The sequence below is a fragment of the Aeromonas sp. s13 genome (assembly GCF_040907905.1).
In the GTDB taxonomy this organism is placed as follows: domain Bacteria; phylum Pseudomonadota; class Gammaproteobacteria; order Enterobacterales; family Aeromonadaceae; genus Aeromonas; species Aeromonas veronii.
Genome location: NZ_JBFOCS010000035.1, coordinates 80,764 through 101,038, shown reverse-complemented (window position 1 = coordinate 101,038; position 20,275 = coordinate 80,764). Strand labels below are relative to the sequence as shown.

General features: G+C 59.2%; 18 protein-coding genes and 1 other annotated feature. Of the genes, 10 read left to right on the top strand and 8 right to left on the bottom strand.

What is annotated here, in order from left to right; translation table 11 throughout:
• Positions 1 to 40 precede the first annotated feature (40 nt).
• A complete protein-coding gene (locus AB5Y82_RS05365) occupies positions 41 to 1,960 on the bottom strand; it encodes an ATP-dependent DNA helicase (RefSeq protein ID WP_257696248.1) in 1,920 nt (639 codons plus the stop codon).
• A 67-nt stretch (positions 1,961 to 2,027) separates the two neighbouring features.
• Positions 2,028 to 2,273, bottom strand: coding sequence for a hypothetical protein (locus tag AB5Y82_RS05360; RefSeq protein WP_047440092.1), 246 nt, complete (start codon positions 2,271 to 2,273; stop codon positions 2,028 to 2,030).
• 187 nt (positions 2,274 to 2,460) lie between these two features.
• Positions 2,461 to 2,585 (top strand) — a sequence feature (His leader region).
• Between the two features lie 28 nt (positions 2,586 to 2,613).
• On the opposite strand from AB5Y82_RS05360, the gene hisG reads away from it, so the two are divergent.
• Genes hisG through hisIE form a run of 8 tightly spaced genes read left to right on the top strand, consistent with a single transcriptional unit; the run spans position 2,614 to position 9,864 of the window.
• A complete protein-coding gene (hisG, locus tag AB5Y82_RS05355) occupies positions 2,614 to 3,510 on the top strand; it encodes an ATP phosphoribosyltransferase (protein ID WP_071910208.1) in 897 nt (298 codons plus the stop codon).
• Between the two features lie 12 nt (positions 3,511 to 3,522).
• On the top strand, positions 3,523 to 4,848 hold the full coding sequence (gene hisD / locus AB5Y82_RS05350) for a histidinol dehydrogenase (protein ID WP_368173744.1): 1,326 nt from the start codon (positions 3,523 to 3,525) through the stop codon (positions 4,846 to 4,848).
• Positions 4,845 to 5,915, top strand: coding sequence for a histidinol-phosphate transaminase (gene hisC / locus AB5Y82_RS05345; RefSeq protein ID WP_368173743.1), 1,071 nt, complete (start codon positions 4,845 to 4,847; stop codon positions 5,913 to 5,915). The genes hisD and hisC overlap by 4 nt, the downstream gene beginning before the upstream one ends.
• Before the next feature lie 15 nt (positions 5,916 to 5,930).
• Positions 5,931 to 7,040: a bifunctional histidinol-phosphatase/imidazoleglycerol-phosphate dehydratase HisB gene (hisB, locus tag AB5Y82_RS05340; protein WP_368173742.1), complete on the top strand. Its 1,110-nt coding sequence runs from the start codon at positions 5,931 to 5,933 to the stop codon at positions 7,038 to 7,040.
• Positions 7,040 to 7,681, top strand: coding sequence for an imidazole glycerol phosphate synthase subunit HisH (gene hisH, locus AB5Y82_RS05335; RefSeq protein ID WP_113739583.1), 642 nt, complete (start codon positions 7,040 to 7,042; stop codon positions 7,679 to 7,681). The genes hisB and hisH overlap by 1 nt, the downstream gene beginning before the upstream one ends.
• Positions 7,682 to 7,686: 5 nt before the next feature.
• Positions 7,687 to 8,448 (top strand): 1-(5-phosphoribosyl)-5-[(5-phosphoribosylamino)methylideneamino]imidazole-4-carboxamide isomerase, encoded by a 762-nt coding sequence (gene hisA / locus AB5Y82_RS05330; RefSeq protein ID WP_139462465.1) that lies wholly within the window; start codon positions 7,687 to 7,689, stop codon positions 8,446 to 8,448.
• On the top strand, positions 8,448 to 9,221 hold the full coding sequence (gene hisF, locus AB5Y82_RS05325; protein WP_139429206.1) for an imidazole glycerol phosphate synthase subunit HisF: 774 nt from the start codon (positions 8,448 to 8,450) through the stop codon (positions 9,219 to 9,221). The genes hisA and hisF overlap by 1 nt, the downstream gene beginning before the upstream one ends.
• Complete coding sequence (gene hisIE, locus AB5Y82_RS05320) at positions 9,214 to 9,864, top strand: bifunctional phosphoribosyl-AMP cyclohydrolase/phosphoribosyl-ATP diphosphatase HisIE (RefSeq protein WP_279485566.1); 651 nt, start codon at positions 9,214 to 9,216, stop codon at positions 9,862 to 9,864. The genes hisF and hisIE overlap by 8 nt, the downstream gene beginning before the upstream one ends.
• A gap of 39 nt (positions 9,865 to 9,903) precedes the next feature.
• Here the strand turns inward: hisIE and AB5Y82_RS05315 are convergent, their stop codons facing one another.
• Positions 9,904 to 11,394, bottom strand: a complete 1,491-nt coding sequence (locus AB5Y82_RS05315; protein WP_368173741.1) for a P-loop NTPase fold protein — start codon at positions 11,392 to 11,394, stop codon at positions 9,904 to 9,906.
• Between the two features lie 363 nt (positions 11,395 to 11,757).
• On the opposite strand from AB5Y82_RS05315, the gene AB5Y82_RS05310 reads away from it, so the two are divergent.
• A complete protein-coding gene (locus AB5Y82_RS05310; RefSeq protein ID WP_368173740.1) occupies positions 11,758 to 13,047 on the top strand; it encodes a diguanylate cyclase in 1,290 nt (429 codons plus the stop codon).
• A gap of 86 nt (positions 13,048 to 13,133) precedes the next feature.
• On the opposite strand, the gene AB5Y82_RS05305 is transcribed toward AB5Y82_RS05310, so the two are convergent.
• Positions 13,134 to 14,756, bottom strand: a complete 1,623-nt coding sequence (locus AB5Y82_RS05305) for an acyl-CoA synthetase (RefSeq protein WP_368173739.1) — start codon at positions 14,754 to 14,756, stop codon at positions 13,134 to 13,136.
• 234 nt (positions 14,757 to 14,990) lie between these two features.
• Complete coding sequence (locus AB5Y82_RS05300; protein WP_111901154.1) at positions 14,991 to 15,179, bottom strand: hypothetical protein; 189 nt, start codon at positions 15,177 to 15,179, stop codon at positions 14,991 to 14,993.
• Between the two features lie 500 nt (positions 15,180 to 15,679).
• Between AB5Y82_RS05300 and AB5Y82_RS05295 the strand changes: the two genes are divergently transcribed.
• Complete coding sequence (locus tag AB5Y82_RS05295; protein WP_111901164.1) at positions 15,680 to 16,219, top strand: glycine zipper 2TM domain-containing protein; 540 nt, start codon at positions 15,680 to 15,682, stop codon at positions 16,217 to 16,219.
• Positions 16,220 to 16,334: 115 nt separating this feature from the next.
• Here AB5Y82_RS05295 and xdhC read toward each other — a convergent pair whose 3' ends face one another.
• The 3 genes from xdhC to xdhA are packed head-to-tail and all read right to left on the bottom strand — an operon-like array spanning position 16,335 to position 20,006.
• Positions 16,335 to 16,820, bottom strand: a complete 486-nt coding sequence (gene xdhC, locus AB5Y82_RS05290; protein WP_111901153.1) for a xanthine dehydrogenase iron sulfur-binding subunit XdhC — start codon at positions 16,818 to 16,820, stop codon at positions 16,335 to 16,337.
• A complete protein-coding gene (xdhB, locus tag AB5Y82_RS05285; protein WP_111901152.1) occupies positions 16,817 to 17,695 on the bottom strand; it encodes a xanthine dehydrogenase FAD-binding subunit XdhB in 879 nt (292 codons plus the stop codon). Before xdhB ends, xdhC begins: the two co-directional genes overlap by 4 nt.
• Positions 17,688 to 20,006, bottom strand: a complete 2,319-nt coding sequence (xdhA, locus tag AB5Y82_RS05280; protein ID WP_111901151.1) for a xanthine dehydrogenase molybdenum-binding subunit XdhA — start codon at positions 20,004 to 20,006, stop codon at positions 17,688 to 17,690. The genes xdhB and xdhA overlap by 8 nt, the downstream gene beginning before the upstream one ends.
• Positions 20,007 to 20,275 lie beyond the last annotated feature (269 nt).

Here is a 20,275-nt window from a genome sequence, read left to right as displayed (position 1 = left end):
ATGCTCACCCGTTGTTCAAATCTGTTAGCTGGCGGCACACTTATTCACCGCGTTCAGTGCGATCGAAAAAACTCCCCAACGTTCCCAACTCCCGGGTACGGGGGATGGCGGGCAGACTCTTGATAAAGGTGGCGCCGTAAGGTTTGTTGACCATTCGGGGATCACAGATCACCAGCACCCCGTGATCACTGCGATCACGAATAAGCCGCCCCACCCCCTGCTTGAGGGCAATCACCGCCTTGGGCAACTGCAGCTCGGCGAAGGGATCACCCCCCTTGAGCTTGCAATCATCCACCCGCGCCTTGAGCAGCGGATCATCGGGGCTGGCAAACGGCAGTTTGTCGATGATAACACACGACAACGCAGCACCTCGCACGTCGATCCCCTCCCAGAAACTGCTGGTCGCAACCAGCACGGCGCGGCCATTCTCGACAAACTCCTTGAGCAGCCGCTGCTTGTTATCCTCCCCCTGCAACAAGACGGTACGGCCAATTTCCCGGCGCAGCACCTCGGCTACCTGACGCATCACCTGATGGCTGGTGCAGAGGAAGAAACAGCCCCCCGGCGTCTTGTTGATGAGCGGGATCATCAGATTGGCCAGCTGCTCGCCACGGCCAAAGGCGTTGGGTTCCGGCAGATAACGGGGCACACAGAGCCGCGCCTGCTCGCCATAGTCGAACGGACTGTCGAGGATCAGCTCGGCGCTGCCCGCCAGCCCCAGCTCGGCCTTGAAGTGATCAAACCGCATGTCCACCGTCAGGGTGGCGGAGGTGAAGACCCAGGCAACTTCCGGTCTTTGCACCTCGGCACTGAATCGCTCGGCCACCGAGAGCGGGGTCAGATTGAGGGTGAAATGAAGCCGTGAGCAGTCGTACCAGTATGAGAAACCGGTCTGGTTGACCGCCAGCACTTCACCCAGGCGGGTGCGCAGTTCACTGATGCGCTCGAAGGCATGATCCAGCTGCTCGCCACGGCCAAGAGCAAGTTTCAGCACTTCGTAGCAAAGCCCGATGGCATCGTTAAGACGAGCCAGGGCCTGCCCCCAAAGCGGCTGGCGCAACATGTCGCGGGTATTGCCGCGACCGCCATCCACTCCGAAGGCGAGCCGTAAATCCTGACTGGCGATGGCAAGCCTGTCCGCCGCCTTGCCGAGCTGGGCCATGTCGTGGGCCTCAGCCCGATAGGCCAGCTGGATATCCTGCGCCAGATCCTGAATCGTTCGGCTGCCCACCGACTTGCCGAAGTAGTTGGTGGCGATCTCCGGCAGCTGGTGCGCCTCGTCAAAGACATAGACTTGCGCTTCGGGCACCAACTCGCCAAATCCGGTGTCTTTCACCGCCATATCGGCGAAGAAGAGGTGGTGGTTGATAACCACCACCTGGGCGTCCATGGCGCGGCGTCGGGCCACCACCAGATGGCAGTCGTCGTAATAGGGGCAATCGCGACCGAGACAGTTATCGTTGGTGCTGGTGACGTGGGCGAGGATCTCGGCGTTCTCCTGCAATCCCGGAATATCCCCCACATCACCGTTGTCGGTGGCGGTGGACCAGGATTTGACCTTCACCAGATCGTTGAGCACTTCAGGCTTTTGCAGATGGGATTCGCTCAAGAGCCTGTTCATCCGCTCGATGCAGAGATAGTTGCTGCGCCCCTTGAGCAAGGCCACCGGCGGGGTGTAGGAGAGCGCGCCGGTGATGGTCGGGAGATCCCGATAGAAGAGCTGCTCCTGCAGGTTCTTGGAACCGGTACTGATCACCACCCGCTTGCCGGATTCCAGCGCAGGCACCAGATAGGCGTAGGTCTTGCCGGTACCGGTCCCCGCCTCCACCAGCAGACGGCCACCACTTTTGATGGCGCGCGCGACCGCTTCGGCCATCTCCAGTTGGGGAGCGCGGGCTTTGAAACCGTCGATATGGCTGGCCAGAGGGCCATCTGGCTTGAACAGGGTCTGGATGGTCAAAAGGGCGTCCCGCAGCAAAAGCGGCCATTATGCCAAAAGCGCGGCAAAAGCGGGACAGATAATCTGCCTAGACGAACAGATCGATCTGATGCTCGGGGTCCGGCTTGTGATCACCCTCCTCCGCCTTGGGCTGATCACGCTTGGCTGGCGTGTTATATGCCTGCTGGCGCTGCTGGGAGTCACTGTTGTCAGTGCTGGTCTTGCGCAGCTGGTGCTTCTTGCTGATCTGGTTCACTTCCCGCTTGATCTCTTCGCTGCCGGGCGCAGCGGGCGCCCGGGGCAAAATGGGGAACAACAGGTCCTGGCTGGGCATGATGGCGACTCCTGCAGGGGTTATTGTCTAGTTATCGACCAGAAAATCGTTTTCGCCACTTTAATCGATCAAATCACAATTTCGGGTTGCATTTTCTGTCAAGGCAGGTAGTTTAAATCAGGCGTCAATTACGACATCTTATTTTGTAAAGGATTGATTACATGAAGTTCACCACCCTGAAGACTCATCACCACCATCATCATCCCGACTAGTCTTTCAGGAGGTTGACTGCTGGAAGACACTTAACTGGTGACTTCCAAAAGGACCGCAAGATTCATAAACCCTCGGAAGCACCCACTTCCGAGGGTTTTTTCGTTTTTGACTAGAAGGAAATCGAGTAATGGAAACACAACGTCTGCGTATCGCCATGCAAAAGTCCGGTCGTCTGAGCCAGGACTCCCAAGCCCTGTTCAAGAGCTGTGGCCTCAAGATCAACCTGCGCGAGCAGCGCCTTATCGCCCATGTCGAGAACATGCCCATCGATATCCTGCGGGTGCGTGATGACGACATCCCGGGTCTGGTGATGGAAGGGGTAGTCGACCTTGGCATCATCGGCGAGAACGTGCTGGAAGAGGTGCAGCTTATTCGTGCCTCACAGGGACTGCCCTTCGAGGTCAAAACCCTCAAGCAGCTGGACTTTGGTGGCTGCCGCCTCTCGCTGGCGGTGCCGGAAGATGTGACCTACACAGGGCCAGAGAGCCTTGCCGGCAAACGCATCGCGACCTCCTACCCCGGGCTGCTCAAGCGCTTCTTTGACGAAAAGGGGCTCGGCTTCAAGAGCGTGATGCTGGGCGGCTCGGTGGAAGTGGCGCCCCGCGCGGGCTTGGCCGATGCCATCTGCGATCTGGTCTCCACCGGCGCGACCCTGGAAGCCAATGGCCTCAAAGAGGTGGAGGTGATCTACCGTTCCAAGGCGGTACTGGTACAGGCCCCCAACCCCTTGTCCGATGCCAAGCAGAAGCTCATCGACAAATTGCTGCCCCGCATTCAGGGGATGCAGCAGGCCCGCGAGAGCAAGTACATCATGCTGCACGCCCCCAAAGACAAGCTCGATGCCATCACCGATCTGCTGCCGGGTGCCGAGCGCCCCACCATCATGCAGCTGGCCGGTGACACCAATCAGGTGGCGCTGCACGTCGTCTCCAGCGAGACCCTGTTCTGGGAGACCATGGAGCAGCTCAAGGCCCTCGGTGCCAGCTCCATTCTGGTGCTGCCCATCGAAAAAATGATGGAATAAGGAAGGGACATCATGCAGACCCTGATCTGGAAGACCCTCTCCCCTGCCCAGCAGGCCGACGTGCTGACTCGGCCCGCCCTCAATGACGAGGCCGATATTGGCGCCGTAGTGCGGGATATCATCGCCGCGGTGCGTAGCCGTGGCGACGAGGCCCTGCGCGAGCTGAGCCAGCGCTTCGAGCGCGCCCCCCGTGAGCAGCTGCGCGTCAGCGAAGATGAGATTGAAGCTGCCTGCGCGCGGCTGGATGACGACATCAAAAATGCCATCGAAGCGGCCATTGCCAACATTCGCACCTTCCACGCCGCCCAAATGCAGCCATTGGTACGGGTAGAGACCCAACCCGGAGTGGTGTGCGAGCTGCGCACCCAGCCCATCAGTCGGGTCGGCCTCTATGTGCCGGGGGGCAGCGCGCCGCTCCCCTCCACCGTGATGATGCTGGCCATTCCGGCACGCTTAGCCGGTTGCCGTGAAGTGGTGCTCTGCACCCCGTCTCCGGCGAGCGACGAGATCCTGTTTGCCGCCCGCGCTTGCGGGGTCGAGAAGGTGTTCGCCATCGGCGGCGCACAGGCCATCGCGGCGATGGCTTACGGAACAGAAAGCATTCCCAAGGTGGACAAGATCTTCGGCCCGGGCAACGCCTATGTGACCGAAGCCAAGGGGCAGGTATCCCGCGACTGGCGCGGCGCCGCCATCGACATGCCCGCCGGCCCCTCCGAGGTGCTGGTGATTGCCGACGAGAGCGCCAACCCCGCCTTCGTGGCGGCGGATCTGCTCTCCCAGGCCGAGCACGGCCCCGACAGTCAGGTAGTGCTGGTGACCACCTCGCCCCTGCTGGCCGATGCCATCGCTGGCGAAATCAAGAGCCAGCTGGCCAAGTTGAGCCGCCGCGATATCGCCGCGCAGGCGCTCGGCAGCAGTCTGGTGATCCTCTGTGACGATCTGGCCGAGGCGTGTGCCATCTCCAACGCCTACGCGCCGGAACACCTGATTGTGCAGACCCGCGCCCCCCGCGATCTGCTGGATAAGCTCGAGAACGCAGGTTCCATCTTCCTCGGAGCATGGACGCCGGAATCGGTCGGCGATTACGCCAGCGGCACCAACCACACTCTGCCAACTTATGGCTATGCCCGTACCTGCTCGAGCCTTGGCCTTGCCGATTATCAGCGCCGCTACACGGTGCAGGAGCTGAGCGAGCGCGGCATTCAGGGCCTTGGCCCCATTGTCGAGCGCATCGCAGAGGCCGAGGGGCTCGATGGCCACAAAAATGCCGTCACCCTCAGATTGAACGCCCTGGCCGCCGCACCCCAGCCAACAGCACAGCAGAAGGAATTGTCATGAACATTGCCAATCTGGCGCGCCGCGTGGTGCGGGCCCTCACCCCTTATCAATCCGCTCGCCGCATCGGCGGCAAGGGCCACGTCTGGCTCAACGCCAACGAGGCACCGCAGGCCTATCCCTTTACCATCGAGGGGAGCCGCCTCAACCGCTACCCCGAGTGCCAACCGGCCGAGGTGGTGAACAGCTATGCCGCCTACGCCGGGGTTAATCCGGATCAGGTGCTGGTCAGCCGCGGCGCCGACGAGGCCATCGAGCTGCTTATTCGCACTTTCTGTGAAGCGGGTGAAGATCAGATCCTCATCTGCCCGCCCACCTATGGCATGTACGCCATCAGCGCCGAGACCTGTGGGGTGGGGATTGTTGAGCAGCCGCTGACCGCCAGCCGCCAGCCTGACTGGCCCGCCATCGCGGACCGTCTGTCAGATGTGAAGCTGGTGTTTCTCTGCTCCCCCAACAACCCCACCGGGGATCTGGTGGGGCGCGACGGCCTTATCGCCCTGCTGGAAAAAGCCCGGGACCGCGCCATCGTGGTGGTGGACGAGGCCTATATCGAGTTCTGCCCAGAAGCGTCCGTGGTGGACCTGCTGGCCCGCTTCCCCAATCTGGTGGTGACCCGCACCCTCTCCAAGGCTTTTGCGCTGGCGGGGATCCGCTGCGGCTTTACACTGGCAAGCCCAGAGGTGATCGCCATGCTGGCCAAGGTGATCGCCCCCTATCCCATCCCCGAGCCCATCGCCCAGATCGCGGCGCAAGCCCTCTCCCCCATGGGACTGGAGCTGATGCGCGAGCGAGTGGTAGAGCTCAACAAGCAAAAAGCCGCCTTCAAGGCAGAGCTGACAACGCTTGCCTGCGTGAAGGAAGTATTCGAGGACAAGGGCAACTTCGTGCTGGTGCGCTTTGTGGATGGCGCCACCGTCTTTGCTGCCATGAAGGCCGCTGGCATCATACTGCGGGATTTCTCCAGCAAGCCGGGTCTGGACAACAGCATTCGCGTCACCATCGGCTATCAGGGCGAGATGGATGCCGTGCTGGCCGTGCTGCGTGATCTGCCCTCTCCCACTTTGTAAGACAAGGATGTAGCGATGAAGACCCCGTTTTTATTTATCGACCGCGACGGCACCCTGATTGAAGAACCGGTGACCGACAAGCAGGTAGATAGCCTCTCCAAGCTGCGCTTCGAGCCCATGGTCATTCCGGTACTGCGGGAGTTACAGGCCGCCGGCTACGTGCTGGTGATGGTGACCAATCAGGATGGGCTGGGCACCGCCAGCCTGCCGCTGGAGAACTTCCAGCCCCCCCATGATCTGATGATGCATCTGTTTGAATCGCAAGGGATGAAGTGGGAGCAGGTGCTGATCTGCCCCCACTTCCCCACCGACGGCTGCAGCTGCCGCAAGCCCCACCTAGGGCTGGTGAAGGAGTATCTCGCCTCCGGTCGCATCGACTTTGCCAACTCCTTCGTTATTGGTGATCGCCAGACCGATCTGCAGCTGGCCGAGAACATGGGCATTGGCGGTATTCGCTACCACCCGCAGGATCACAACTGGCTTGCCATCCGTGATCAGCTGTTATCCAAGGGGCGCGTAGCCTCGGTGGAACGCTACACCAAGGAGACCCGTATTAAGGTGGCCCTAGATTTGGACAAGAGCGGCGGCAACCAGATCGCCACCGGCATCGGCTTCTTTGATCACATGCTGGATCAGATTGCGACTCACGCCGGTTTCCAGCTCAAGCTGAACGTCAGCGGTGATCTGCATATCGACGATCACCACACGGTGGAAGACGTCGGACTGGCCCTAGGTCAGGCGCTGCGTCAGGCCCTTGGCAACAAGCGCGGTATCGGCCGTTTCGGCTTCGTGCTGGCGATGGACGAGGTACAGGCGGTGATCGATGCGCGTCCGCTGACCGAGCAGGAAGTGAGCACAGCACTGGATCTCAGCGGTCGCCCCTACTTCGTGTTTGACTGCCCGAGCGGCTTTGGCCGCGACAAGGTGGGCGAGATGGCTACCGAGATGGTACCCCACTTCTTCCGCTCGCTGTCGGACGCCATGGCCATCACATTGCAGATGAAGGTGGGCAGCGGCAACACCCACCATCAAGTGGAAGCACTGTTCAAAGGCTTTGGCCGCGCCCTGCGTCAGGCTATTCGGGTGGAAGGGAGCGAGCTCCCCTCCAGCAAGGGAGTGCTGTGATGGATGTGAGCAAGCAGAAGCTGGTCATTATCGATACTGGCTGCGCCAATCTGGCCTCGGTCAGAATGGCGTTCGAGCGCCTCGGCGTGCAGCCGCTGGTCTCAAGCGTGGCGGCCGATATCGAGCAGGCGGACAAGCTGATCCTGCCCGGCGTCGGCACCGCGGTAGCCGCCATGAAGAACCTCAACGAGCGGGGGCTGGTGTCCCTTATTCGCGCCGCCAAGCAGCCGCTGCTGGGCTTTTGCCTCGGCATGCAGATGCTGGCGGAGGCCTCCGAAGAGAGCATGAATGCCGATGGCAGTGAAGGCGATCTCATCGACTGCCTTGGCATAGTACCGGGCAAGATCCGCCTGATGGAGGTCGGTAATCTGCGCCTGCCCCATATGGGCTGGAACCAGATTGAGCATGACGAGACCCATCCTCTGCTCAAGGGGATCCCGAGCGGCAGCTACTTCTACTTCGTGCACTCCTATGCGCTGGAGGTGACCGAAGCGACGCTGGCGACCTGCGACTACGGCAAGCCGTTTACCGCCATCGTCGGTGGGGTTGCAGAGCACAGCAACTTCTTCGGCGCCCAATTCCACCCGGAGCGCTCAGGCGCAGCCGGTGCCCGTTTGCTGCAAAATTTTCTGGAGCTGTGACTAGCATGATCATTCCCGCAATTGACCTTATCAACGGTCAGGTGGTTCGCCTCTATCAGGGGGACTACGGCCAGAAGACCGAATACAGCAGCAGCCCGCAGGCCCGCTTCGATGAATATGTCTCCCAGGGGGCGGTGCAGCTCCATCTGGTGGATCTGGACGGTGCCAAGGATGCCAAGGCGCGCCAGCTGCCCCTGCTGACCCAACTGCTGTCAGCCACCGAAGCGCCAGTGCAGGTCGGCGGCGGCGTGCGCACCGAACAGGATGTAGCGGATCTGCTGGCCGCCGGTGCCAGCCGGGTGGTGATTGGCTCGACCGCCGTCAAATCACCGGATCTGGTGGCCAGCTGGATGGAGAAATATGGCCCCGAGCAGATCGTGCTGGCGCTGGACGTCAACATCGATGAGCAGGGCAATCGCCATATCGCGGTGGCAGGCTGGCAGGAGAACAGCGGCGTGACCATCGAGGCGCTGATCGAGCGCTTCCTTCCCGCCGGGCTCAAGCATGTGCTCTGCACCGACATCAGCCGTGACGGCACCCTGGCTGGCACCAACGTCGAGCTCTATCGGGATCTCTGCGCCCGCTACCCGAGCGTCGCCTTTCAGGCCTCTGGCGGCATTGGCGGCATCGCGGATATCGAGGCGCTCAAGGGCTCCGGCGTCAAAGGGATCATCCTTGGCCGCGCCCTGCTGGAGGGCAAGTTCTCGGTAGGTGACGCCATCGCCTGCTGGCAAGCCCCCGCAGCCGATACCACAGGAGGCAACTGATGCTGGCAAGACGCATTATCCCCTGCCTAGACGTGAAAGATGGCGTGGTGGTCAAGGGGGTGCAGTTTCGCAACCACGAGGTGATGGGCGGCATAGTCGAGCTGGCGCGCCGCTATGCCGAGGAAGGGGCTGACGAGCTGGTGTTCTATGACATCACCGCCTCCAGCGATGCCCGGGTGGTGGACAAGAGCTGGGTGAGCCGGGTGGCGGAGGTGATCGATATCCCCTTCTGCGTCGCCGGTGGCATCAAAAGTGTGGAAGATGCCCGCCAGATCCTCGAATTTGGCGCCGATAAGGTCTCCATCAACTCCCCTGCCCTTGCCGATCCGACCCTCATCAGTCGACTGGCCGAGCGCTTTGGCGTGCAGTGCGTGGTGGTGGGCATTGACTCCTACTTCGACGCCGACACGGGCCACTATCAGGTCAAACAGTTTACCGGTGACGAGAGCCGCACCCGCACCACCGCCTGGCACACCCTCGACTGGGTACAGGAGGTGCAAAAGCGCGGCGCGGGCGAAATCGTGCTAAACGTGATGAATCAGGACGGCATGCGCCAAGGTTATGATCTCGACCAGCTCAAGCTGGTGCGCAGCGTCTGCAAGGTGCCGCTGATCGCCTCCGGCGGCGCCGGTGCCATGGAGCACTTTCGCGATGCCTTCACCCTCGCCGATGTGGACGGGGCGCTGGCCGCCTCTGTGTTCCACAAGGGCCTTATCCCCATTCCCGAATTGAAACGCTGGCTGAAAACCGAAGGAGTCGCCATCCGTGAATAACTTCTCAGATAACACACAAACAACCGCCAGCGCGCGCCCTCTTGCCGAGCAGCTCGACTGGGAAAAATGCGACGGCATGATCCCTGCCATCGTCCAGCATGCCGCCAGCGGCGAGGTGCTGATGCAGGGCTTTATGACCCGCGAGGCGCTGGAGAAGACCCAGACCACAGGTCAGGTCACCTTCTTTAGCCGCAGCAAACAGCGGCTTTGGACCAAAGGCGAAAGCTCGGGCAATGTGCTCCAACTCGTGGCCATCAGCACCGACTGCGATCAGGACTCTCTGCTGATTGCCGCCAATCCCGTCGGCCCCACCTGCCACAAAGGGACAACCTCCTGCTTCCATGGTCACCCGGTGCCACCACTCGGTTTTCTGGCAGAGCTGGAACAGGTGCTGGCAGCCCGCAAAGGGGCCGATCCGGCCACCAGCTACACCGCCAGCCTCTATGGCAAAGGGACAAAGCGCATCGCCCAGAAAGTCGGTGAAGAGGGTGTTGAAGTGGCGCTGGCCGCCATGGCCAAGGATCGGGAAGAGCTCATTAACGAATCCGCCGATCTGCTCTACCACCTGACCGTGCTGCTGCAAAATGAAGGGCTGGGATTACAGGATGTCGTTCAGCGGCTTTATGAGCGGCATAATAAATAAATTTTCTTATTGATTAACGGGCTATTTGGCCCGTTAATCTCATTCAAATGACATAGCTAACTCAACCCAGCTTCTATATACCGACATATCTAATCTGGATTTTTCATATAGCTCTGAATTTAAAATGTAATACTTCAAAGCCTCGCTATGCTCATCTCTAGTAAACCGAGGATGTTGATCAATTAAAATTTTATTTTGACCTAATAGATGAGCAGATGCATTATCGTGCTCACCAAGATAACTCCAAAGATAGTCTCTAATTAAATTTTCAATTTTAATACTATAGTCGCCAGCAACAAATTCGACTCCCTGCACTGCTCTCATCGAGATATTTATTGATCCTTGCAGTTCATTTAATGCCTTTGGCTTTATTTCCTGCATTTTTACATTTTCCAGTTTCTGTCTACTTCTTGCCATTGTGATTATCATTTCATAATCGGATGGTTTTATCTCATGTAATGCAAGCATATAAGCCAAGAAGACTACATTAATATCGTCTTTCTCTAAATTTAAAAGTACCAATGTCATACGGTCAATTAACTTCTCAGTACTTCGCAAAGATAAGTGGCATGCATCAGATATAGATGACAATACTGTGGTAATAGCTTCTATATTTAACCCTTTAGGCCAGACCTTATCAAAAGAATGATCTACAAGTACACTATTAGATAAATTACTTTCTATAAAATGTCGTTTTGAGCCAGCTAACAAGCTAAAGCGCCTACTAAAAAAACGACTTAAATATGTATGTGCATCAAAATCAGCGCCGTAAATCACCTTCACTGCATGTTGCAATTGCTCGGTATCCGTTGCCAATACAAAAACAACTTTAGGAATGTCGAATATATGCTTGATAGTCTCCAGCATTTCCACAGCATAGGAAGGGCGACAACGATCAAGCTCATCTATCAAAATAAATGCGGGATAATCCAGCTCTCCTTCACTTAAACCAACAGCCCCTTCCACCCATTGACGGATCTCTTGTTTAAGATACTGGATAGATTCATAACGCTCTTTGTGATTGCTACAAAGCGTATCAACCAGCTTATCTGCGTCTTCACCTTCCACAGAAAAATCACTATCTTCCCATCCAGCTTTTTTAATGGCTGACTTGAGCACCAATTTCCCGCCCACTTTGAGCAAACCCAATAGTTTGGACTTGATGCCATCAGGTATTGCAACCTTATTTCCTGTTGCATCTCTCAATTGATCGATAATCGACGAAATCACCGTCAATAAGGGATCATCGGAAAAGTCCTGCTGCCAGGCATCGATATAGACGGTGGGATAGTGCGCTTTCAGCTCCATATACCAGCGCTTGATAAACCAGGTTTTACCCGCCCCCCACTCGGCATTGAGGTTAAGCACATAGTTGCGCTGCTTGCCTTCGGCGGCCAGGTAGTTGGTCAGAAATTCGGCATAGCGGGCGCGATCCAGCCGATCGGCACTCAAACTCTCTTCGCTACCCGCAATAGCCCCCGGCCCGTCCCACTGAACTGCGTCATCCCAATTAAACGGTGCCACTGCCATCTCGTATCTCTCCATATTGCGTTGCTGAGGATGATATCAGGGGCACAGTGAAAATAGTTTGATTAAAGACCTGTTTGTTGCCCTTTCTACCGCTCGGGGTGGCGTATTTGATTGCTGATTAATTTCTCTGGTGCTAACCAACGATGCCGGGCCGATAATGAGGGGAACAGGGTGATCTGCACAACCACAGACTCGGTTGATTGCCTTTGAGCTCGCCAACGATGACAACCGTGTGACATGGCGCAGAACTTGCGGAAATAAACGCGAAACCTGACCTGTTCGGTGCTTTATTTAAAGCTGTTGATCTCTGTTGCGCGTCTTGTTCAACCGACCCATCGTAGCGACCCAAGGATGGCTAGCCCCATGAAGGATGAACCCTTCTCTATCCAGTTACAGCATGAGCTGGATCACCTCAAAGCCATCTTCAACGAGACGGACGCCTACATGTTTACCAAGGATCTGGCGGGCCGTTACACCTATGCCAATCAGGCGGTGCTGGATCTCTTTGGTTGCACCCTCGCCGAGTTGCAGGGGCAGGATGATCGGGCCTTTTTTGATCTCGAATTCTCCGACACCATTCAACGCAACGACCGGTTGGTAATGGAGCAACAACTCGCCATCGCCCAGGAGGAGATCAACTACCTCAAATCCACCGGGGAAAAGCGCTGCTACTGGACCGTTAAAAAGCCCATCCATGACAAGGATGGCAACCTGATCGGCCTGTGCGGCATCTCCACCGATATCACCGAACACAAGCTGATTGAGGCCCGCATGGCGGAGCAGCATCAGCTGCTGGAAATCATCCTCGCCAACGTGGATGCCCATATCTATATGAAGGACAGCCTGCACCGCTTTCTCTACGTCAACCAAAAGGTCGCCGATCTGCTGGGCCTTCCTGCCGAGCAGATCATCAACCGGCGCGATGATGAGATGATCCCCGCGGCCAGCGCCTGCCAGCTGTGGCGGCTGGACAACCGGGTATTCGAAACCGGCGAGCTGCAAGCCGGGGAAGAGATGCTGACCGATCCCGAAGGCAATCAGCACTACTACTGGTCGGTCAAGGTGCCCTTTCTGCTGGGGGATGGCACCCCGACCCTGATCGGGATCTCCTCCGACATTACCGAACTGCACCAGCTCAAGGAACAGCTACACCAGCAGTCGGTGCGCGATGGCCTCACCGGTCTCTACAACCGCCGTTTCTTTTTCGAACTGTGCGAGAAGAACCTCAGTCTGGACATGCGCCACCACCTCACCTCGGTGCTGATGGTGCTGGATGTGGATCAGTTCAAGTGCATTAACGATCGCTTCGGCCATCCCCTTGGGGATAGCGCGCTGGTGCATCTGGGCAGGGTGATGCAATCGGTGCTGCGCAGCGAAGATGTGCTGGCCCGCATCGGCGGTGACGAGTTTGCCATCTTGCTGCCCAACACCACCCTCTTGGCCGCCGCATCCCTGGCCGAGCGGCTGCGCCTGCAGGTGATGCAAAGCCCGCTCCCCCTGCCCGATGGGGATAAGCTGGTCATCACCATCAGCGCCGGACTGGTGGAAAATGGCGAAGGGGAGCTGATGGAGAGCCTCTACGCCCGCGCCGATCAGATGCTCTATCAGGCCAAACAGAGCGGCCGCAACTGCGTCGCTTGCAAGGCTCCCTAGCCACACAACGGGAGGGCCAGCAGCCCTCCAGACCCCTTGTATCTCCCTCCTATGAATGGCTGTGCTGGCTCCTTACGAACAGGCTGCTACCCCAGCTGTTTGCGCAGCACAAACTTTTGCACCTTGCCGGTGGAGGTCTTGGGCAATGGGGTGAAGATGATACGTTTGGGGGCCTTGAAGTGCGCCATCTGCTCACGACAAAAGGCGATCAGCTCCGCCTGGGTAGTCTCTCGCCCCTCTTTCAATTTCACGAAGGCGCAAGGCACCTCCCCCCACTTCTCATCGGGCATGGCGATCACTGCCGCTTCGTCCACATCGGGATGGCGATAGAGCACATCTTCCACCTCCAGACTGGAGATATTCTCTCCGCCGGAGATGATGATGTCCTTGGATCTGTCCTTGATCTCCACATAACCATCCGGGTGCCATACCGCCAGATCGCCACTGCGAAACCACCCCTCCGCCATCGCCTCGGCGCTGGCCGCCGGATTTTTCAGATAGCCCTTCATCACCACATTACCGCGCAGCACTATCTCCCCCATGGTTTTGCCATCCTTGGCCACCGGCTCGCCAGTGACCGGATTGATAACCCGCATCTCCCCCTGCAGGGGCGACGCAACACCCTGCCGTGCCTTGAGACGCGACAGCGTGGTGGCATCCTGTCCTTGCCAGCTTCTTTGCGGCTCGCACAACACGCAGGGGCCATAGGTTTCGGTGAGGCCGTAAACGTGGGTCACGGCGATCCCCATCGCTTCCATACCGGCGATCACGGTGGCGGGGGGCGCAGCGCCAGCGGTCATCACCTTGATGGGGTGATCCAGCCCCTGCTTGAGCGCCGGATCGGCATTGTTGAGCATATTGAGCACGATGGGCGCTGCGCAAAAATGGGTCACCTTGTGCTCATGCAACGCCTCATAAATGGCGGCCGCCTGCACATGACGCAGACAGACGCTCACCCCGGCCGTCGCCGCCAGCGTCCAGGGGAAGCACCAGCCGTTGCAGTGAAACATCGGCAGGGTCCAGAGGTAGACGGGGTGTTTGGGTAGCTCCCAGGAGAGCACATTGTTGATGGCATTGAGGTGGGCGCCACGATGGTGATAGACCACCCCCTTGGGATTGCCGGTAGTGCCGGAGGTGTAGTTAAGGGATATCGCCTGCCACTCATCTTGTGGCAGCCAGCCGGGTTCATCGCCGTTACCAGTGGCAATAAAGGTCTCATAGTCGAGGTCACTGACAAGCGCCCCTTCCCGGTAGAGGGGATCGTCGATGGCGATGATCAGCGGTTGGCGCTCCAGCAGATCCAATGCCTTGCACACAACGGCACCAAACTCCCTGTCCACCAGCACCACCTTGCTCTGGGCATGCTGGAAGATAAAGGCCATCGACTCTGCATCGAGCCGGGTATTGATGGTGTTGAGCACGGCGCCGCTCATGGGCACCCCGAAGTGAGCTTCAAACATCGCCGGGATATTGGGCGCAACGATGGAGACGGTATCCCCCTCCCCGATGTCGTGAAGCCGCAGGGCCGAGGCCAACTGGCGGCAACGGCGGGCGGTCTCGCCCCAGCTCTGGCGCAGCGAGCCATGGATCAGCGCCGGATAGTCGGGATAGACCCGCTCCGCCCGCCCCAGAAAGCTGATGGGGGTCAGGGCCTCAAAATTGGCAGCAGTTTTGGCAAGGTCGCGCTCATAGATGTTCTGCACTGTCATCGGATTCCTTCCTCACAAGTGGCACAAAACGGGCAGTTTCGGGATGATTCAGAGATCAGCAAGCGACATGGGCATCCTGCCCGTCACTGGTCTCTTATGGGGATGACAGCCTAACAGCGAGCCTGCAGCGGCAGGTATTAGCAAAACGTCTTAGAGGAAGAGCGGAAAAGGTATTCGGTGCGAGTTCGGGCAAGCGAGCCCCCGCCAATGGCGAAGGCTTTACCTCAATCATCGTTAGTGGCGTACCCGCCCCTGCTGGCGGAAGCAGTAGAGTTTAAGGCTGATGTCGGCGATATCGGCGGGAAGCTCCTCTCCCTGCTCGGCCAGGGGTTGGTAGAGGGATGAGAGCAGACGCTCGGCCTGCTGCACCGTGATGATGTTGGCCTGAATGGCCGGGTTGATCCAGCTGGGTAACATTGACATATCTCCCCCTCGTTGATCCGGTGATCTCGGGTGAACATCTTTATTTCGGTCTTACGCCGTTGTCTGCCGACCCGTTCACCCTCTGCTTCACCCAATCAAAGCAAAATGCTTGCCGTGATCTCTTATCGGCTAACATCCGATGGAGCTGGAGCCATTTATCAACCACTTGCGTGGCCATCTCAACGAACAGAGCCCTTGCTCAAGGCCTCCCTTGACCTGCCCCCGTCAGCACTTTGCCACTCTGGCATTCTGCTCACCGCCCGCCTTGCAAATTGCGACTCGAATTGCTCCTTATCACACAGGCAAAGCCCGCCATGCGCCGGAAACTGGTCACTTTTAGTCCGTTGTCGCCAAAGTCAGACACTTTTTCATGGTGGCTATTTTTTGACCTTGCCAGCGCCTGTCGCAGACCCATCCCCCTCGCCTTGTCCGGCCAGCCGGTTGTGACAAGATGGCGCCAGATTGGAAGAGCCCGTATGGGTATGCAGGAGAACAACAAGATGAACAGATCCATGATGGCAGGTATCGGTATTGGCATCGCCTCGGCCCTGGCACTCTCGGCGGCGGCCAGCGGCTCCCTCTTTACACCCCAGCCCACCTTTGCCGAGGTGATCGCCAGCAAGCCGATCACCGAGACCATCAAGACTCCCCGACAGGAGTGTCGCAACGTCACCGTGACCCATCGCAAGCCGGTACAGGATGAGCACAAGATCCTCGGCACCGTGGTTGGCGCGGCGCTGGGGGGCGTGGTCGGCCACCAGTTTGGCGGTGGCAGCGGCAAGAAGGTGGCCACCGCAGCCGGGGCGGTCGCGGGTGGCTATGCCGGTAATCAGGTGCAGGGCAATATGCAGGCCGGCGATACCTACACCACCACCGAGCAGCGCTGCAAAACCGTGCAGGATACGAACGTCAATACCATTGGTTATGACGTGACCTATCGCCTCGCAGGTCAGGAGGGGGTGACCCGCATGAAGCAAGCACCCGGCGCCACCATTCCGGTCAAGGATGGCAAATTGGTGATCGACCAGCCAAAAGTGTGATGTCTCCTGACCCCACTCAGCAGCAGGCCCGCCTCTTTCGAGGCGGGTCTGTGTTTTTGGGCGGCTTGTTTCCTTTCTCACACAACAGCACGCACCACTCACGGCACCCGAACTATCACCCTTTGCAGCACTTCTTCACCGCCCGCACCACGTTCTGATAACCGGTACAACGGCAGAGGTTGCCCGACAGCCCGCGGCGGATCTCCGCATCGGTCAGAGGACGGCGCTCGGTCTTGTCGAGCAGGGCGGCGCTCGCCATCACGAGGCCCGGGGTGCAAAAACCGCACTGCACCGCCCCCTCGTCGATAAAGGCCTGCTGCACATCGGAGAGTTCGTTACCTTTGCGCTCTCCCTCCACGGTGCGAATGGATTTGCCATCGGCCCACACCGCCAGATAGAGGCAGCTGTCGATAGCCGTGCCATTAACCCGCACGGTACAGGCGCCGCACTCACCGACACTGCACCCCTCTTTCACACTGATGAGCCCCTGTCCGCGCAGGAAGTGGAGCAGCGACATGGTGGGCGGCACTGCATAGGAGTAAGGCTTGCCGTTGATCTCGCACTGGATCTCCACGGCGGGACAGCTTTGCGATTGCATCATAGGATCTTGCCTCCGGCACGTTCGACTGCGCAGGCGACCACCCGCTGCGCCAGGGTTTTGATAAGGTGCAGGCGAAACTCTTTCTCCGCCCGCCAGGAGGATCGTGGCGCCACATCGGCCACCACCGCCTCAGCAATGGCGGCCAGTGTGGCGCGAGTCAGGGGTTGCCCCTCGGCCGCAGCTTCCGCGTGGGGCGTGCGCACCGGTGTCGGTGCCGCCACCCCGTAGGCCAGCCGCAAATTCTTGAAGTGACCATCCTCAATCTGGCAGTAGGCGGCGCAGCCGATGGTGGCGATATCCATGGCATCGCGCATGGCGTATTTGAAGTAGTGGGAGCCCACCTGGGGGTGAGTATCCGGGGCGAAATGAAACGCCACCAGGATCTCCGCCGGTTGCAGCGCAACCTTGCCGGGGCCGGTGTGAAAACCGGCGATGGGGATGCGGCGCGTACCATTGGGCCCGGCAATTTCCAGCTCCGCTTCCAGCGCCACGGTAGGCGCCGCCGAGTCAGCACTGGTGGCGCCGTTGCAAATATTGCCGCCATAGGTGGCGACGTTGCGGATCTGCGGGCCGGCGATGGTGGCGGCCGCCTCGGCCAGCATCGGCAGGCGGCGCTGCACCAGCTCGTTTTCGATGATCTCGGTAAAGGTGGTGCCAGAGCCGATGCGGATAGAACCGTCAGCCAGCTCGCACACCCCTTTGAGTTCGGGCAAGTCGTGAATATCGACGATATGACGATAGGCGGCGTTGAGGTGATGGAGCTGGATCATCACATCGGTGCCACCGGCCAAGAGGCGCGCCTCGGGGTCGGCCTGGCGCAGAGCAACCGCCTCGGCCACGCTGTGCGCCTTGTAGTAACGGGCAATATCAAACATGGTGTTGCTCCTCCCCTGATCCCTCGCCAATCAAACCCGCCGCGACAAACTCCCGGAACAGGGTTTTGGGGGTGATGGGCAGCTCGTTGATGGCCACCCCGGTCGCCATGCGAATGGCGTTACGGATGGCCGGGCCCGGCGAAATGATCGGCGGTTCCCCCAGGGATTTGTGGCCATAGACCGATTGGGGCTCATAGGTCTGCACGAAGTCGCACTCAAGCTCTGGCAAATCCAGCATGGTGGGGAACTTGTAGTCGAGCAGGTTGGGGTTGCGTACCACGCCAGTCTTGGCGTCGATGATCATCTCCTCGAACAGCGACCAGCCGATCCCCATCCCCATGCCGCCGTGCACCTGTCCCTCCGCCAGCTGCGGATTGAGGATCTTGCCTGCATCGTGCAGGTTGATGATGCGATTGATGGTTACCTTGCAGAGATCGATATCGACGCTGAGATCGACAAAGGTACAGCCGAAACTGGGCGGGTTGGTGGTGGTCTTGTGGGAGACCTCGGAGGTGATCTGGCCGCCGATAGTGAGGTGGTAGTAGGCGTTGACCGACACCTCGGCCACGCTGATCAGTACCTTGTCCGGCGCACCGGCCAGCACCACGTAGCCGTCGATCAGGGTCAGCGACCCTACATCCTGATGGCAGAGCCGGGCCGCCAGTGAGAGGATACGGGCCCGCAACTGCAGCGCCGCCTGATGGATGGCTGGGGCTGCCACATAACTCTGGCGCGAGGCGAACGAGCCCGGATCATAGGCGGTGATGTCGGTATCCTGAGTCGAGATGACCCGGATCTGCTCAAACGGAATGCCCAACGTCTGGGCCGCCATCTGGGCAAAGACGGTGTCCGACCCCTGCCCTATCTCGGTGGCACCGATCTGCAGATTGACGGTGCCATCCTGATTGAGCAGCATGCGGGCACCGGCAATTTCGACCCCCACCGGATAGGTGTTGGAGCCGTAGCTAAAGCACGCTACCCCGATGCCGCGCCGCACCCGGCTGGCAGGATCCTGCCCCAGACACTCGGCCTTGAGTCGATCCCACTCGAACATCTCGCGACCACGCAGCAGGCAGTCCGGCAACCCGGCGCTGTAGATGGTCTTCTGGTTGACCTGATTGACATCCCCTTCCCGCGCCCCGTTGGCGATCCGCACATCGAGCGGATCCAGGCCCAACTCGGCGCAGGCATCATCCAGCATGCATTCGAGGGCAAAAATCACCTGCGGCGCACCGTAACCGCGCATGGCACCGGCGGTGGGCAGGTTGCTGTAGAAGGTTTTGGCGTCATAACCGAAGGCGCTACGCGGATAGAGGTAGCTGATCTTGTTGCCCCCGGCGCTGGCGATGGAGTGGCCGTGAGAGGCATAGCCGCCGGTGTTGGAGAGCACGTCGAGCTGATAGCCCTTGAGGGTGCCGTCGCGGTTGAGGCCCATCTTGCCATCGATGGCAAAACCGTGGCGGGTGCGGGAGGCAAAGAAGCACTCCTCCCGGCTCAAGGTCACCTTGACCGGCACGCCGCCAAGTTTGTAGCTCAAAAACGCCGCCATCGGCTCTTCCAGCACATCCTGCTTGTTGCCAAAGCCGCCGCCCATATAGGGCTTGATCACCCGCACGCTCGACCAGGGCAGGCCGAGAGATTTGGCGACCCGGCTGCGCACTATCTGGGGGATCTGGGTGCTACTGACCACTATGATGTGGTCCGGTTGATCCATGTAGGCGTAGCAGGTCACCGTCTCCAGATGGCAGTGCTGCACCACCGGCGTCCGGTAGTGCGCCTGAAATTGCAGGTCAGCGGAGGCAATGGCCTGCTCCGGGTCATTGGCGCGAAGCTGGCTTTGGCGCAGCAGATTGCCGCTCGGGTGGATGGGATAGGCTCCGTCGGCAAGGGCACTTTCGGCATCCGTCATCACTGGCAGCGGCTCGTAAGTCACCTTGACCAGCGCGGCCGCTTTTTCGGCGACCAGCGGATCGCGCGCCACGACTATGGCGACCCCATCGCCAAAGTGGCGTACATGGTCGGTGAGCAGACGGCGGTCTTTCACATCCCGTTTCGCCTCATCGAGAGACCAGGCGTGACCGGCGGTGCGAAAACAGGTGGTGGGGACATCTTCATGGGTAAACACGGCTTCGACCCCGTGCAGGGCCAGCGCTTCGGTCGCATCGATGGCAAGCACCTTGCCGTGGGCAATATTGCTTCGCACGTACTTGGCGTGGCGCATCCCGAGCATGATGTTGTCATCGGTATAGCGAGCGCTGCCGGTCACCTTGGCCTCGGCATCCACCCGCTTGAGCGGTAATCCTATGGACATATGCAAGTCCTTTTTTCGAAGGGAAAAATCTGGAACCGGCATAAAAAACAGCAAGATATGCGCCTGTTTCCCGCCATCGTCAGGAGAATGGGGAGAAGTGTGAAGGGGATCCCATCTAGCCTGCTTTTGTTGGCTCGCAGCGACAAGCCAAGGGCAGCCCCTGAGCAAACGGGGCCCGTCGGCGGTGAAAAAAACGGCAAAGCGAGGAGAGCAAGGGTGGAAGCCTATCAATCTGGTAGAGGGATTTATCAAAATGGTATCGCGATGAA